Consider the following 14,434-nt stretch of genomic DNA (forward strand, 5'->3'; position numbering starts at 1 on the left):
GTGGCCCGGGCGGGTTGCCCGGGCCACCGGTCCGCTCAGGATTCGTCGGGCTCGGGCGGGCCGCCGACGATCGGCAGCTCGGTCGTGCCGAGCGGGGCCTCCATCGCCTCGACCTCGTCGACGTCGACCGCGGCGTGCTCGAACTGGCTCTGGTAGAGCCGCCAGTACGCGCCCTTCTGCGCGATCAGCTCGTCGTGGGCGCCCTGCTCGACGATCGAGCCGTGCTCCATCACGAGGATGAGGTCGGCATCGCGGATCGTCGAGAGGCGGTGCGCGATCACGAAGGACGTGCGCCCCTCCCGCAGTGCGGCCATCGCCTTCTGCAGCAGCAGCTCGGTGCGGGTGTCGACCGAACTCGTCGCTTCGTCGAGGATCAGCACCTGCGGGCGCCTGACGAACGCGCGAGCGATCGTGATCAGCTGACGCTCGCCCGCCGACACGTTCGCCGCGTCCTCCTCCAGCACCGTGTCGTAGCCATCGGGCAGTGAGTGCACGAACCGATCGACGTACGTCGCCTCGGCCGCGGCGTGCACCTCGTCGTCGGTTGCCGCGGCGTTGCCGTAGCGAATGTTCTCGCGGATCGTTCCCGCGAACAGCCACGGATCCTGCAGCACCATGCCCGTGCGCGAGCGCAGGTCGCCGCGCGTCATCAGCGAGACGTCCTGACCGTCGAGCAGAATCGCGCCGCCCCGGGCCTCGTAGAATCGCATCAGCAGGTTGACGAGCGTCGTCTTGCCCGCGCCGGTCGGGCCGACGATCGCGACCGTCTGCCCGGGCTCGACCCGGAACGACACGTCCTCGATCAGCGGCTGGTCGTCGGAGTACGAGAAGCTGACGCGGTCGAACTCGATCACGCCCTCGCCGTCCTCCGGCACGGTCGGAGCATCCGCCGCGTCCGGCTCCTGGTCCTCCTCGTCGAGCAGCGCGAACACGCGCTCGGCCGACGCGGTGCCCGACTGCACGACCGGCAGCATGCCGCCGAGCTCGGTGAGCGGCTGCGTGAACTGCTGCGAGTACTGCACGAAGGCCTGCACATCGCCGATGCGGATCTGGCCGCTTGCGACCATCACGCCGCCCAGCACGGCGATGCCGGCGTAGCTGAGGTAGCCGACGAACTGCATCGACGGCATCATCACGCCCGAGAGGAACTGCGCCTTGAACGAGGCCTCGTACAGCTCCTCATTCTCCTCCTGGAACGCATCGCGCATGGCCTTCTCGCGTCCGTAGACCTTCACGAGCGCGTGGCCCGAGAACGACTCCTCGACGCGCGAGTTGAGGCGGCCGACCTTCTTCCACTGCGATTGGAATGCCTTCTGTGACTTCGGGCCGATGACGCCCATGATGACGCCGATGAGCGGCAGGGCGATGAGCGCGACGAGAGCGAGCTTCCACGAGATGGAGAACATCATGATGAGCACGCCCACGACCGTGAGCAACGAGGTGATCGCGCCCGACAGCGATTGCTGCAGGGTCTGCGTCATGTTGTCGACGTCGTTCGTCACGCGGCTGATCAGCTCGCCGCGCTGCACCCTGTCGAAGTGACTCAGCGGCAGGTTGTTGATCTTGTGCTCGATGTCTTCGCGCACCCGCCACATGGTGCGCACCATGATGACGTTGACGATGTAGCCCTGCAGCCACTGCAGGATCGAGGAGACGACATAGATCGCGACGGCCCACAGCACGACCACGCGCAGCCGTTCGAAGTCGACGCCCTCGCCGGGGGCGAAGTTCTGCATCGCCCCGACCATGTTCGCGAACTCCTGCTGGCCGGCCGCTTCGAGGGCCTGGACGACCTGGTCCTGGCTCATGCCCTGGAACGACGCGCCCATGGTGGTCGAGAGCACGCCCTCGAACACGACGTTCGTCGCCTCGCCGAGCACCTTGGGGCCGGCGACCGCGAGCACGACGCCGATCGCGCCGAGCACCGAGGCGAGGATGAACGCCCACTTGTGCGGCGCGAGCAGGCCGAGGAACCGGCGGAAGCTCGGCCAGAAGTCCTTGGGCTTGCCGCCCATCGCGCCGGGCTCGTTGGCACCGGCGGCGATCATAGCGTCCTGTGCGACCTGATCGTCGTCGAGCGTGGTGGCTTCCGTGCTCATGCGCCGACCTCGCTCTCGTCTGCGCCCATCTGGGACATCGCGATCTCCTGATAGGTCGTACTGGATTCGAGCAGCTGCTCGTGGGTGCCGTATCCGGCGACCTGGCCGTCGTCGAGCACCAGGATCCGATCGGCATCTGTGATCGTCGATACGCGCTGCGCGACGACGATCTTCGTGACGTGCGGCAGCTCGCGCCAGAGCGCTTGCCGCAGGCGCGCATCGGTCGTGAGGTCGAGCGCCGAGAACGAATCGTCGAAGACGAGCACGTCGGGGTCGTGCACGATCGCGCGCGCGATCGCGAGCCGCTGGCGCTGTCCGCCTGAGACGTTGGTGCCGCCCTGCGCGATGTGCGTGTCGAGTCCATCCGGCTTCTCGCGCACAAAATCGGCGGCCTGCGCGATCTCGAGCGCCGCCCACAGCTCATCGTCCGTGGCGTCCTCGCGTCCGAACCGCAGGTTCGAGGCGATCGTTCCGGTGAACAGGAAGGGGCGCTGCGGTACGAGGCCGATGCCGCCCCAGAGCGTGTCGAGGTCGGCCTGGGCGACGTCGACGCCGTGCACCTTCACCGCCCCGCTCGTCGTGTCGAACAGGCGGGGGATGAGCGAGATGAGGGTGGTCTTGCCGGAGCCGGTGGACCCGATGATCGCGACCGTCTCGCCGGGATCGGCGTGGAACGACACGTTCGAGAGGATCGGCTGTTCCGCGCCCGGATAGGTGAAGGAGACGCCGTTGAACTCGACGCGGCCGGGGGCCGGCTTGTCGGTCACGGGGTGCTCGGGGGCCACGAGGGTCGACTCGCTGTCGAGCACCTCGCCGATACGTTCGGCCGATACGGCCGCGCGCGGGATCATGATCGCCATGAAGCTCGCCATCATGACGCCGCCGAGGATCTGGCCGACGTACTGCATGAATGCGAACAGCGTGCCGATCTCGGTGTTGCCGGCGTCGACCTCGATGCCGCCGAACCAGACGACGCCGACGACCGTGACGTTGAGCACCAGCATGACGAGCGGGAACATCAGCACGAACAGCGAACCGACCTTGCGGCCGACCACCATGATGTCGGTGTTCGCGAGACGGAAGCGCTCTTCCTCGATCGACTCGCGCACGAACGCGCGCACGACGCGCACGCCGGTGAGCTGCTCGCGCATCACCCGGTTGACCGCGTCGAGCCGAGTCTGGAAGCTGCGGAACAGCGGCACCATGCGGCTGATCACGAGGCCCGCGACGATGAGGAGCGCCGGAATCGAGATGCCGAGGATCCAGCTGAGCCCGACGTCCTGCCGCAGCGCCATGATGATGCCGCCGATCGCCATCATCGGCGCCATGATGAGCATCGTCGCGCTCATCATCGCGAGCATCTGCACCTGCTGCACGTCGTTGGTGTTGCGCGTGATGAGCGAGCCGGCGCCGAACGACGAGATCTCGCGCTCGCTGAAGCCGCTGACCCGCGAATACACGTCGTGGCGCACATCGCGTCCGAGGCCCATCGCCGCGCGCGCGGCGCAGAAGGTCGCGACGATCGCGGCGAGGATCTGGCCGAGCGCGACGAGCAGCATCCAGAGCCCCGTGCGCACGATGTACGGCACGTCGCCGGCGGTGACGCCCGTGTCGATGAGGTCGGCGTTGAGGGTGGGCAGGAACAGGGCTGCGAGGGCGGAGGCGAACTGGAAGATCAGCACGCCCGCGAGAAGCAGCTTGTATCTGGAGAGGTATCGGGTCAGGAGTCGCAGGAGCACATCAGAAAGCAAACCACGGGCCCCTGACATCCGAAAGCGTCACAATTGATCTCATGCCTGATTTTCCGCTCGAGGCGCGAGTCCTCGTCGCCCGCGCGCACGACACGACACCGGATCGCGTCGCGCTCGCGTCCAGCGTCACCGTTCTGGTGCGCGCGCTCGCCGGATCCGCCGTCGACGAGGAGCGCCCCGCCGGCCTCGACACCGCGCTCGATCCGCAGGCGGCGCGCGAGCGGATCCTGTTCGTCGCCTCTCCGAGCGTGCCGGAAGGGCGCGCGCTCACCCGCGATGAGCTCGGCCGGCTGATCGAGGCGACGCCGGAAGGCGGCCTCGTCATCATCGACGAATCGCTCAGCGCGTTCGCGACCAGCCCCCGCGCGGCGTTCGCGGCACCGCTGCTCGCGCCCGCGACAACGGATCCGCGCGTCGCGATCGTGCGTACCGCACCGACGGGCGCCGCCTACGCCATCGCCGCCCCCGGGGTCATCGCGGGGCTCGCGACCGAGGCGCCGACGGCCGAGCAGCTCGCCGCGATCGCGCGGAGCTTCTCGCCGGACGGGCTGGACGAGGTGCTCGACCGCGCCGAGTGGGTTGCCGCCGAGCGCCAGCGACTCGAACGCACCCTGCGCGACCGGATGGAGAGGGCCGAGCTCGACGACAAGCCGTTCATCGACATCGTTCATTCCGACGGCGACGCCGTGTGGATCCCCGTCGGAGACAGGTCGGCAGCGCTCGCGGCGCGCGCGGGCGGATCCGAATTTCCAGGCGCGGGCGTGCGCTACGAGATCGGATCCGACAACGACGCGTTCGTCGACGCCGTCTCGGAGTGGGCGACGAGCTGAGGCCTACGCGCCGAACCCGAGCAGCTCGAGCGGGTGGGTGAGACGCCACTCGAGGCTGGGGCGCGGCAGGTCGTCGGTGAGCACGAGGTCGATCTCGGTGCTGTCGAGGCCGCCCGTGATCGTGACCGTGCCGACCGTGTCGCCCTCGGACGCGCCGGTCTTGACGTTGTAGTCGACCGCGACGTCGGCCTCCTCGCCGTTCCACAGGATCAGCGAGGCGGTGTCGTCGGCGACAATATCGGTGCGGCCGCCCCAGGGGGTCGTCACGGTGCCGAGGATCGTCTGCTCGGCCATCGCATCGACCGGCTGCAGGCGCTCGGTGACGGCATCGAGGATCTCCTCGGACTCCACGCCGAAGGGGCGCTCCTCGGTGGGCGTGGGCTGGCCCATCACGACCGAGTACACGCGGATCGGATCCCTGTCGTCGCCCAGTTCGATGTCCGCGGCCGTCATGAGGTTGTAGCTGACGACGTTCCACTCGTCGAGGTGGCCGGTCTTGATGCCGATGACGCCGTTCTCGCCGAGCAGCGGGTTCGAGTTCTCGACGACGCCGGCTCCCGGAATGTCGACCTCGTCCTGCGCGACGATCTCGGCGACCGTCGGATCCTGCATCGCCAGCTCGGCGATCTTCACGAGATCCTCGGGGGTCGACTGGTTGTCCGGGCTGATGCCCGTCGCATCGGCGACGAGCGTGTCGTAGAAGCCGTTCTCCTGGAGCCAGCCGAGCGCGTCGTCCACGAACGCGCTGCGGTCGCCCTCCCACAGCTCGTCGACGAGCTTGTTCACGTAGTTGCCCGCGGATCCCATGAGGATGCCCTCGAGCAGCTGACGGTACGTGAGCGTCTCGCCGATCGGCACGTCGAGTGCCGATTCGTTGTTCAGCCAGCGCAGCGTCTGAGCCTGCTGCTGGTCGAGGTAGCCGAACTCGTAGGACGGCCCGTCTTCGCCGACCGCGAGCGGCTGACGATCGAGGAGGGTCATCACCGTGATGACCTTGGTCAGGCTGGCCATCGGGCCGCGCACGATCGGAACGTCTTCTGTCCCGGAGGTCGCCATGCCGTCAACGCCCTCGACGATGATGGCGCCCTGACCGGTCTCGGGCCAGGGCAGGTCGGCCGCGGGCGCGACGGGCGTGCTGTACTCGGCGTCGGCGACGGTCGGGGAGACGTTGTCGAGCGGCCACACGGCGAACGCGACGACGTAGATGACGGCGACCGCGATCGCGGTGAGGATCGGGGCGAACACGGCGGCGACCCAGCGGTGGCGCCGGCGCGGCACCAGGGCGGGGGCGCCGGCGATGACCGGAGTCTGCCCGGTCGGCACGTTCTCGGCGGTCAGCCACGCGAGCGCTTGCTCAGTCTGGTTGCCGCCGTCCCGCGGCACGTACGCCGTCTTCACGGTCTGTTGCGTGTCTTCGGGCGTTGCCACGTGGCTCTCCTCGGCGGTCGGCGCGGGCAGCCATGCGAGCGCTTCGTCGTTGTCGGCCACGTCGATGTTCTCGGCATCGGCCTCGTCGTCGGTGCCGTCGTCTGCGGCGATGATCGAAATCGCGCCCGCGGTCGTCGGCGGCTCGGATCCCTGACGCGGCGGGTTCTGCCGCGCGGATTCCTGCGGCTGCTCGAGCGTGGCGATCGACTGCGTCGAGGTGCTGAGGATCTGCCGCAGGTCCTGCTCGGAGTTCGCCCCACGGCGTCGGAAGCCCTGGAACATCTCGGCGAGGATGCGCACGGAGTCGGTGTCGGGCTGCGGCGGGTCGGTGAACAGCGGCTCGGGCTCGGCGTCCTCGTCGACCTCGGGGGCGTCGAAGAGGCCGGTGATCGTGGGCACGCCGTCCTGGTCCGCGGGGACAGGCGGCGCCTCGGATGCACTCGGAGTCGTCTCGGGTGCGTCGTCCTGCGGCACGTCGTCGCGCTCGCTGTCGTCGGAACCCATCACGCGCTCAATTTACTCGATGAGGCCGGGGGTTCCCGGACAAACCGCTCACGATCCGGTGACGTTGTGTGCGGGCGGGGCTCGCTTCCTCGAGCGGAAGGTGCTTATACTCCATCACTGAGGAGCATTCCTCACACCACCACGGGAGTCCGAGAAGCCGGGCTGAGAGGGCGCGTGCCGCGCGCCGACCGTTGAACCTGATCCGGATCATGCCGGCGCAGGAAGGGAGCAAGAAATGTCCGCATCCGTGCGCACCGAAACGCCCGTCACTCACGCGACCGGTCGTCGATTCCAATGGCGCGTCGTCGACATCGTCATCGCGAGCGTCGTCGCCGTCGCATGCGCGGTGATCTTCATCGTGTGGAACACCGCGTACTCGATCCCGGGGAGCGCCCTCGGCGCGCTGCTGCCGGGGCTGAAGGGCCTGCTCGCGGGGCCCTGGCTGATCGCGGGCGTGATCGGCGGGCTGATCGTGCGCAAGCCCGGTGCCGCGCTCTACACGGAGGTCGTCGCCTCGACGATCTCGGCGCTCATCGGCAACGAATGGGGCCCGCTGACGATCCTGTCCGGCGTCGCGCAGGGCATCGGCGCGGAGGTCATCCTCGCGGTGTTCCTCTACAAGCGGTTCGGCCTGGGGGCCGCGATCCTCGCGGGGGCGGGCGCGGGCCTCGGCGGCGGCATCAACGACCGCTTGGCGTGGTACCCCGGGGCCGACCTGCCGTTCACCGTCATCTACATCAGCTCTGTCACGCTCTCGGGCGCCGTTATCGCTGGCCTCGGCGGGTGGGCGATCGTGCGCGGCCTCGCGGCCACCGGTGCGCTGAACAGGTTCGCGGCCGGGCGCACCGGCGCGAAGCGCGTGTGACCGGCGCCCGCGTCGCGGCTCGCGGGTGGGGCTGGCGATACGCCACGCGGCATGCCTGGGCCGCGCGCGGGCTCGACCTCGACATCGCGCCGGGGGAGCGGATCCTGCTCAGCGGCCTGTCCGGATCCGGCAAGTCGACCCTGCTGCACGCGCTCGCCGGCGTGCTCGGCGGCGACGACGAGGGCGAGCAGGAGGGCAGTCTCGCGGTCGACGGCATCGACCCGCGGAACGTTCGTGGGCGCGCCGGGCTCGTGCTGCAGGATCCGGATACGCAGGCGATCATGCACCGCGTCGGCGACGACGTGGCCTTCGGGTGCGAGAACCTCGGCATCCCGCGCGAGGAGACGTGGCGCCGGGTGTCGTCGGCGCTCGCCCTCGTCGGGCTCGAGGTGAGCCTCGACCGGTCGACGAGCGCGCTGTCCGGCGGGCAGAAGCAGCGCCTCGCGCTCGCCGGCGCACTCGCGATGCAGCCGGGCCTGCTGCTGCTCGACGAGCCCACGGCGAACCTCGATCCGGCGGGCGTCATCGAGGTGCGCGATGCCGTGGCGCGCGTGGTGGAGGCCACGGGGGCGACCCTGATCGTCGTGGAGCACCGCGCCGACGTGTGGCGCGACATGATCGATCGGGAGGTGCGGCTGGGGGCGGCGGGCACAACGACGGCAGATTTCGGCGGGACCCGGTCCGCCGGGCCCGAAACGAGCGGATCCGCTGCAGAAATGCCATACGCCTCCGCGCCGCTGCTCGAAGCCCGCGGTCTCACGGTCGCCCGGGTCAGGGGCCGCGTCGTCGCCGGGCCCATCGATCTGGCCGTGATGCCGGGCGAGGTGCTCGGCATCACGGGCGCGAACGGATCCGGAAAATCGACCCTCGGGCGCACGCTCGCGGGGCTGCTGCCACCCGCCGGGGGCGCCGTCGTCGCGTCGGACGAGCTGCGCGGGGGCGCGAAGGCCGATCCGATCCGGTGGACGTCGGCGCAGCTGCTCACCCGCATCGGCACCGTGCTGCAGTCGCCCGATCATCAGCTGCTCGCGAAGACCGTGCGCGACGAGATCGAGGTCGGGCCCCGCGCGCTGCAGCTGTCGGAGGGCGAGATCGGGCGCCGCACGGATGATCTGCTCGAACGGCTGCGGCTCGACCACCTCGCCGCCGCGCACCCGCACACGCTCTCGGGAGGGGAGAAGAGGCGACTCACGGTCGGGGCGATGCTCGCCACCCGGCCGCGCGTGTGCGTGCTCGACGAGCCGACGTTCGGACAGGATCCGCAGACCTGGCGCGAGATGGTGGCGATCATGTCGGCGCTCGCCGCCGACGGCATCGCGATCGTCGCGATCACCCACGACCTCGGCCTGCTGCACGCGCTCGGCGCCCGGGAGTTCCGGATGGGGGTCTCGGGATGATCCCCGTGTCGACCCTCGCGCGCGGCCCGCTCTCGGGCATCAACCCCGTCGCGAAGCTCGGCGCCGCGTTCCTCATCGCGATCCCGCTCATCGCGACGATCGACTGGGTGTCGGCGTTCACGGCGCTCGTTCTCGGGATCCCGCTGATCGCCATGAGCGGCCTCAGCTGGCGCGGCTTCTGGATCCGCACGCTGCCGGTATGGATCGCGGCGCCGCTCACGGCCGTCTCGATCGCTCTGTACGGCGAACGGGGCGGCGCGGTGCACTTCCACTGGGGGCTGATGACGGTCAGCGACATGTCGCTCGAGCTCGCCGCCGCGACCTTCTTCCGCGTGCTCGCGATCGCGCTGCCGGGCATCGCCCTGTTCTCCGGCGTCGACCCCACCGACCTCGCCGACGGCCTCGCGCAGCGGGCGAAGCTGCCCGCCCGGTTCGTGCTCGGCGCGCTCGGCGGCCTGCGCATGGTCGGCCTGCTCGTCGACGACTGGCGCGAGCTGGAGGCCGCGCGCCGCGTGCGCGGAGTGGCCGATCGCGGGCGGATCCGCCGCGTGGCCGGCATGGCGTTCTCGCTCATCGTGCTCGCGATCCGCCGCGGATCCCACCTGGCGACCGCCATGGAATCGCGCGCGTTCGGCGCAAGCGAGAAGCGCACGTGGGCGCGAGAGAGCCCGTGGGGCGCGCGCGAATGGATCCTCATGGCCGCAGGCCTTGCGATCAGCGTGATCGCGCTGGTCGTGACGACCGCGACGGGTCACCTCAACGTCATCCTCGGGCGCTGATCACACCAGAGTGACGCAGGCGCGGGTGGCGATGGGTCCGTCGCGGCCGGACTGTACGGTCGTTCGGCATGAGAACTCCCTCCGCCGTACGATGAGCGGCGGGCCATGATGGCGTGCTCGAACGGAATGCACGAGGAGGTGACGGAATGGGTGTCGATGCGAGGCCTGTCCGGAGTATCTGGGCGTTCCGATCTCTCGATCGCATTGCCCTCGTGGGTGCTGCGATCGCCGCGATCGGCGGCATCATGGCCGGTTACACCGGCGTCATGAGTGCCGCTATCACCGCAGTGGCAGTCGTGTTCTTCATGGGGACGGCCGCCTGGCGAATCGGCGAGCGTCGTCGGAACGCGGTCTCGATCGAGGTCGGGCGATACGCGGAGCTCGCTGCGCGGCGCGCGGACCAGATCGCGATTCTCAGCCATGAGATCCGCACGCCCCTGGCCATCATCAAGGGGTCGTCCGACCTGTTGATCGAGGAGACGCCCGGTCCGCTCAACGAGCGTCAGCGTGCTTTCGCGCGCCGCATCGCGGATAACGCGAGCCAGGTGATTGGGCTGTCGGAGGATCTGCTCGCCCACGCGCGCATCGAGGCCGGGGTCTTCGAACTTCACCTTGACCTCGTGAATCTGCGCAGTCTGTTGCGACAGACAGTTCGTGAGCTGCGGCAGGTGCTCGCCGCCGATGTGCAGTTCGACTCGTTCGAGCCGCCGATCCGCCTGTACATCGACCCGAGCTTGGTGAAACAGGTTGTGGTGAACCTTGTGACGAACGCAGTGCGAGGCGGCACAGACGACGCTCCCGTCACGGTTCGAATGATGCGTCGCGACAGCGACGTGCTCATCTCAGTGAGCGACAGCGGGCTCGGAATGTCGGTTCAGCAGCAGAAGCAGCTGTTCCAACGATTCTCGAGCGGCACAGGCGACCGCGGAGGCACGGGGCTCGGCATGTATGTCTCGCAGCACATCGTGCAACTGCACGGCGGCATGATCTACGTCGACACGATCGCGCAGCTGGGGACGACGGTGATGTTCACGTTGCCGCTCATGCGCGACGGCGAGGGTGATGATGATGACGAGTGAGCCGCTGGCCTGGGTGATTGACGACGAGCCGGCAATCGTCGACATCGTCACGTTCGCCCTCGAGACGCAGGGATTCCGCTGGCGCAGCTTCCATGCGGCCGGGCCAGCGTGGACCGCACTGCGCAGCGAGCAGCCCGACCTCATCGTGCTCGATGTGATGCTCCCGGACATGACCGGGATCGAACTGTGCCGGAGAATCCGCGACCGGTGGAACATCCCGGTCCTTCTGCTCACCGCGAAGGGGGAGAGCTCTGATCGGATCCGTGGCCTCGAGGCCGGGGCCGACGACTACGTCACGAAGCCGTTCCACCCTCGCGAGCTGGCGCTGCGGGCGCAGGTGCTCGCGCAACGGCACGAGGCGCACTCCGACGAGAGCCTGACGAGCGGCGACCTTCGACTGCAGGTCGCGCGTCATGAGGTGTTCGTGTCGTCGAAGCGGATCATGGTCACTCCGAGCGAGTTCCGCGTGCTGCACGTGCTGGTCGAGCACGCGGGCGAGACGATGCCGTTCGCTCGGCTCGTCTCTGCCGTCTGGGGCGATATCGATCGCATCGGCAACCGCGAGCTGTTGAAAACGACCGTGTATCGGCTCAGGCGCAAGCTCGACGCTGTGCATGCGGGCACAGGTGCGCGGATCCGCAGCGTGCGCGGCGTCGGCTACGTGTTCGACGTTGAGCCGACTGAGTGACAGAACAGTTACTAAGCAACAGCGATTGTCACCGTTCTGATCCCGAGCGGTTCATAGCATCGAGCTGAGAGCCCACGCGATGGCGCGTAGGAGCACAACGAAGGAGTTACTCGATCATGCGTTCACATGTGATGACGACGGCGGCTGCGCTCGGCGCAACCGCCCTGGTCCTAGCCGGCTGCAGCAGTTCGTCCTCGTCGGATTCCGGAGGCGGAGGCGGATCCCTGACGGTGCTGTGCACCGTGCAGGAGGACCAGTGCCAGCAGGTGATGGATACGTTCTCGGCCGAGGAGGGAACCACGGCGCGCTACGTGCGCATGAGCGCGGGCGAGGCCGTTGCACGTATGAACGCGTCGAAGGCGAACCCGGAGTTCGATGTCGTGTACGGCGGAGGCGCCGACAATCACGTCGCTTCCGCGGAGTTCGGGCTGCTCGAGCCGTACGTGTCGCCGAATGCTGATGTCATACCGGATGAGTTCAAGGATCCTGACGGCCTGTGGACGGGAATCTACTGGGGCATGTTCGGTTTCTGTGCGAATACCGACGTGCTCGAGGACATCGGTGCCGATCTGCCCGAGTCATGGTCCGACCTGCTCGATCCGGTCTTCGCCGGCAACATCGCGATGGCTCACCCCGCGACATCCGGCACCGCCTACCAGGCGATGTGGAGCCAGGTCGAGTTGAACGATGGCGATCAGGACGCTGCGCTGGAGTACTTCGGCGACCTGCACAGCAACATCTTGCAGTACACCAAGAGTGGCAGCGGCCCGGGGCAGATGGCCGGGCGCGGCGAGATCGCGGTAGGTCTCATCTTCGCTCACGACTGCGTCAAGTTCATCAACGAGGGATTCACGAATCTCGAGACCATCTACCCGGAGGAGGGCGCGACCTTTGAGGTCGGCGCCGTATCGCTGATCAAAGACGCCGCCCATCCCGACGCTGCCAAGCAGTTCATCGACTGGGCGCTGACCCCCGTCGCACAGGAGATCGGCGTCGCGACCGGCAATTTCCAGGTGCCGACCAACCCCGATGCCGAGGTGACCGACGAGATGGTCGATCGCGACGATGTTGCGGTGCTCACTTACGACATCGCCGAGGCGGGCGCCGCCCGCGACGAGCTGACGAAGCGCTTCGACGCTGAGATCGCTCCGCAGCCGAAGGAGTGAGCACCGTGAACGACGCTCGCTCCATGAAGGACGGGGGCGAGACATGGCGCTGACACTCGATCCGACGTCCACCCCCACGCAGGCGCTCACTCCGGCGCCGCACCGCCGAACCCGCGGCACGCGGCGCGATCCGTCAGTGATGATCATCGTGGCGGTCGTCGTCGTCATCCTCGTGCTGCTGCTCGGCCTCCCGATGAGCAAGCTCGTCATGGCGGCGTTCTCCGCCGAGGGCCTCGCGGTGTTCACGGGCATGTTCACGAATCCGGCGAACCTGCGCGTCGTCGGGAACACAATGCTGCTCGGGCTCCTCGTCGGAGTGTGCGGCACGCTCGTGGGCTTCCTCTTCGCTTTCGCCCAGGTGCGCCTGAAGTTCCGGGGCAAGAGGCTGCTGCACCTTCTGGCGCTCGTGCCCGTTGTTGCGCCGCCGTTCGCGGTGGCGACGGCGACGATCACGTTGTTCGGCCGAAGCGGCGTCATCACATCGTCGCTGCTCGGGATCAACACCGACGTCTATGGCCTCGGCGGGCTCGTCTTCGTGCTCACATTGTCGTTCTCGCCGGTCGCCTATATGAACCTCAAGGGCATGCTGGAGAACCTCGACCCGTCGCTCGACGAGGCCGCCAGCGACCTCGGCGCGAGCAAAGCACGAATCTTCTTCACCGTGACGCTGCCGATGCTCGCCCCCGGGATCGCGGGTTCGTTTCTGTTGCTGTTCGTCGAGGGCATTGCAGATCTGGCGAACCCGCTCGTACTCGGAGGCGACTACACCGTGCTGTCGACGCGGGCATACATCGCGGTGACCGGCGAGTTCAACGTGCAAGCGGGGGCCGCCTACTCGATTCTGCTCATCGTCCCGGCGCTGCTGGTCTTCCTCGTACAGCGCTACTGGACCGGCAAGAAGCAGGTGACCTCGGTCACGGGCAAGCCGTCTGGCCGAGCAGAACTCATCACGGCGCCCACTCTTCGGATTCCGGTGCTCGTCCTGGTATCCGCATGGGTCGCGGTGACGATCACCGTATACGCCACGGTCGTCGCGGGCGGGTTCCTCAAAGTCCCCGGCGTCAACAATGAGTTCACGCTCGATCACTTCCGCTTCGTGCTGGCAGGAATCGGTTCAAAGGCGATGCTCGACACGACGGTGATGGCGCTGATCGCGGCGCCGACCGCTGGTGTGCTCGGCATGCTCATCGCGTGGCTCGTCGTGCGCAAGCTCGGCCGGTTCGCAGGCGTGCTCGACTTCGTCGGAATGCTCGGTCTTGCCGTGCCCGGCACTGTGCTCGGCATTGGATACGCGGTCGCGTTCCTCGTGCCGACGGAGATCTTCGGGGTCCAGATCCTGCCGCCGCTCGCCGGCGGGGCCGCGGCGTTCGGCGGCGGACTCGCCATCGTCATGGTCTTCATCACGCGTTCGCTCCCCCCGGGGCAGCGCGCGGGCGTCGCCGCACTCGCGCAGATCAACCCCGCGATCGACGAAGCTTCGACCTCGCTCGGAGCCAGCGGCGCTACGACCTTTCGCAAGGTCACCCTTCCCCTCATCCATTCCGCATTCGCCACCGGCATCACCCTGGCGACTGCGCGGGCGATGACGACGCTGTCGCCCATCGTGTTCTTGACGACGCCCGGGATCAAGATCATGACCTCACAGATCCTCGCCGAGGTCGACGCAGGTCGATTCGGAAACGCGTTCGCGTACTGCGCGCTGCTCGTGACCATCGTGCTCGCGATCATCGGGCTCATTAACCTCCTCCTGAGAAAGGTCGTCTTTCGTGGTCTCCTCCGTCACTGACACAACGATCCCTGCAGCGGCCGCTGGCATTTCCGACATCGATGCCGCACGGCTCACGTTGC

Annotated in this window: 11 protein-coding genes and 1 riboswitch; of the genes, 8 read left to right on the forward strand and 3 right to left on the reverse strand. The window is 68.2% G+C overall.

Annotated elements, in window-relative coordinates; genetic code table 11:
• Nucleotides 1-35 precede the first annotated feature (35 nt).
• Both G510_RS17135 and G510_RS0113830 read right to left on the reverse strand, forming a co-directional pair.
• The gene (locus tag G510_RS17135) at nt 36-2,099 is read right to left on the reverse strand and encodes an ABC transporter ATP-binding protein (protein ID WP_051216785.1); all 2,064 of its coding nucleotides are present in this window, start codon (nt 2,097-2,099) and stop codon (nt 36-38) included.
• Nucleotides 2,096-3,838, reverse strand: coding sequence for an ABC transporter ATP-binding protein (locus tag G510_RS0113830; RefSeq protein ID WP_029154087.1), 1,743 nt, complete (start codon nt 3,836-3,838; stop codon nt 2,096-2,098). The genes G510_RS17135 and G510_RS0113830 overlap by 4 nt, the downstream gene beginning before the upstream one ends.
• 53 nt (nt 3,839-3,891) lie before the next feature.
• Here G510_RS0113830 and G510_RS0113835 point away from each other — a divergent pair, with 53 nt between their 5' ends.
• Nucleotides 3,892-4,680: an aminotransferase class I/II-fold pyridoxal phosphate-dependent enzyme gene (locus G510_RS0113835; protein WP_029154088.1), complete on the forward strand. Its 789-nt coding sequence runs from the start codon at nt 3,892-3,894 to the stop codon at nt 4,678-4,680.
• A gap of 3 nt (nt 4,681-4,683) precedes the next feature.
• On the opposite strand, the gene G510_RS17140 is transcribed toward G510_RS0113835, so the two are convergent.
• Nucleotides 4,684-6,612 (reverse strand): D-alanyl-D-alanine carboxypeptidase family protein, encoded by a 1,929-nt coding sequence (locus G510_RS17140; RefSeq protein ID WP_051216786.1) that lies wholly within the window; start codon nt 6,610-6,612, stop codon nt 4,684-4,686.
• A gap of 131 nt (nt 6,613-6,743) precedes the next feature.
• A riboswitch (TPP riboswitch) is annotated at nt 6,744-6,853 on the forward strand.
• Here G510_RS17140 and G510_RS0113845 point away from each other — a divergent pair.
• The 7 genes from G510_RS0113845 (at nt 6,848) to G510_RS0113875 (ending at nt 14,372) form a co-directional block, all read left to right on the forward strand.
• Nucleotides 6,848-7,477 carry an ECF transporter S component gene (locus G510_RS0113845; RefSeq protein WP_029154089.1) on the forward strand — a complete coding sequence of 210 codons (630 nt, stop codon included), beginning with the start codon at nt 6,848-6,850 and terminating at the stop codon, nt 7,475-7,477. (Overlaps the previous riboswitch by 6 nt.)
• Nucleotides 7,474-8,874, forward strand: a complete 1,401-nt coding sequence (locus tag G510_RS0113850; protein ID WP_029154090.1) for an ABC transporter ATP-binding protein — start codon at nt 7,474-7,476, stop codon at nt 8,872-8,874. Before G510_RS0113845 ends, G510_RS0113850 begins: the two co-directional genes overlap by 4 nt.
• Nucleotides 8,871-9,653 carry an energy-coupling factor transporter transmembrane component T family protein gene (locus tag G510_RS0113855; RefSeq protein WP_036323565.1) on the forward strand — a complete coding sequence of 261 codons (783 nt, stop codon included), beginning with the start codon at nt 8,871-8,873 and terminating at the stop codon, nt 9,651-9,653. Before G510_RS0113850 ends, G510_RS0113855 begins: the two co-directional genes overlap by 4 nt.
• Before the next feature lie 212 nt (nt 9,654-9,865).
• Nucleotides 9,866-10,732 carry a sensor histidine kinase gene (locus G510_RS17145; protein ID WP_051216787.1) on the forward strand — a complete coding sequence of 289 codons (867 nt, stop codon included), beginning with the start codon at nt 9,866-9,868 and terminating at the stop codon, nt 10,730-10,732.
• On the forward strand, nt 10,722-11,420 hold the full coding sequence (locus G510_RS0113865; protein WP_029154092.1) for a response regulator transcription factor: 699 nt from the start codon (nt 10,722-10,724) through the stop codon (nt 11,418-11,420). Before G510_RS17145 ends, G510_RS0113865 begins: the two co-directional genes overlap by 11 nt.
• Nucleotides 11,421-11,551: 131 nt before the next feature.
• Entirely contained in the window at nt 11,552-12,586 is a 1,035-nt protein-coding gene (locus G510_RS0113870) for an ABC transporter substrate-binding protein (RefSeq protein ID WP_211219209.1), read from the forward strand.
• Nucleotides 12,587-12,629: 43 nt separating this feature from the next.
• Nucleotides 12,630-14,372, forward strand: a complete 1,743-nt coding sequence (locus tag G510_RS0113875) for an ABC transporter permease (protein WP_029154094.1) — start codon at nt 12,630-12,632, stop codon at nt 14,370-14,372.
• The last annotated feature ends 62 nt before the right edge of the window (nt 14,373-14,434 follow it).

The sequence above is a fragment of the Microbacterium gubbeenense DSM 15944 genome, assembly GCF_000422745.1.
Classification (GTDB): domain Bacteria; phylum Actinomycetota; class Actinomycetes; order Actinomycetales; family Microbacteriaceae; genus Microbacterium; species Microbacterium gubbeenense.

Bases quoted from the DNA above. Each gene is read 5' to 3' on its own strand.
- G510_RS17135 (WP_051216785.1), bottom strand. From the start codon at position 2,099: ATGAGCACGGAAGCCACCACGCTCGACGACGATCAGGTCGCACAGGAC.
- G510_RS0113835 (WP_029154088.1), top strand. From the start codon at position 3,892: ATGCCTGATTTTCCGCTCGAGGCGCGAGTCCTCGTCGCCCGCGCGCAC.
- G510_RS17140 (WP_051216786.1), bottom strand. From the start codon at position 6,612: ATGGGTTCCGACGACAGCGAGCGCGACGACGTGCCGCAGGACGACGCA.
- G510_RS0113845 (WP_029154089.1), top strand. From the start codon at position 6,848: ATGTCCGCATCCGTGCGCACCGAAACGCCCGTCACTCACGCGACCGGT.
- G510_RS0113855 (WP_036323565.1), top strand. From the start codon at position 8,871: ATGATCCCCGTGTCGACCCTCGCGCGCGGCCCGCTCTCGGGCATCAAC.
- G510_RS0113865 (WP_029154092.1), top strand. From the start codon at position 10,722: ATGACGAGTGAGCCGCTGGCCTGGGTGATTGACGACGAGCCGGCAATC.
- G510_RS0113870 (WP_211219209.1), top strand. From the start codon at position 11,552: ATGACGACGGCGGCTGCGCTCGGCGCAACCGCCCTGGTCCTAGCCGGC.
- G510_RS0113875 (WP_029154094.1), top strand. From the start codon at position 12,630: ATGGCGCTGACACTCGATCCGACGTCCACCCCCACGCAGGCGCTCACT.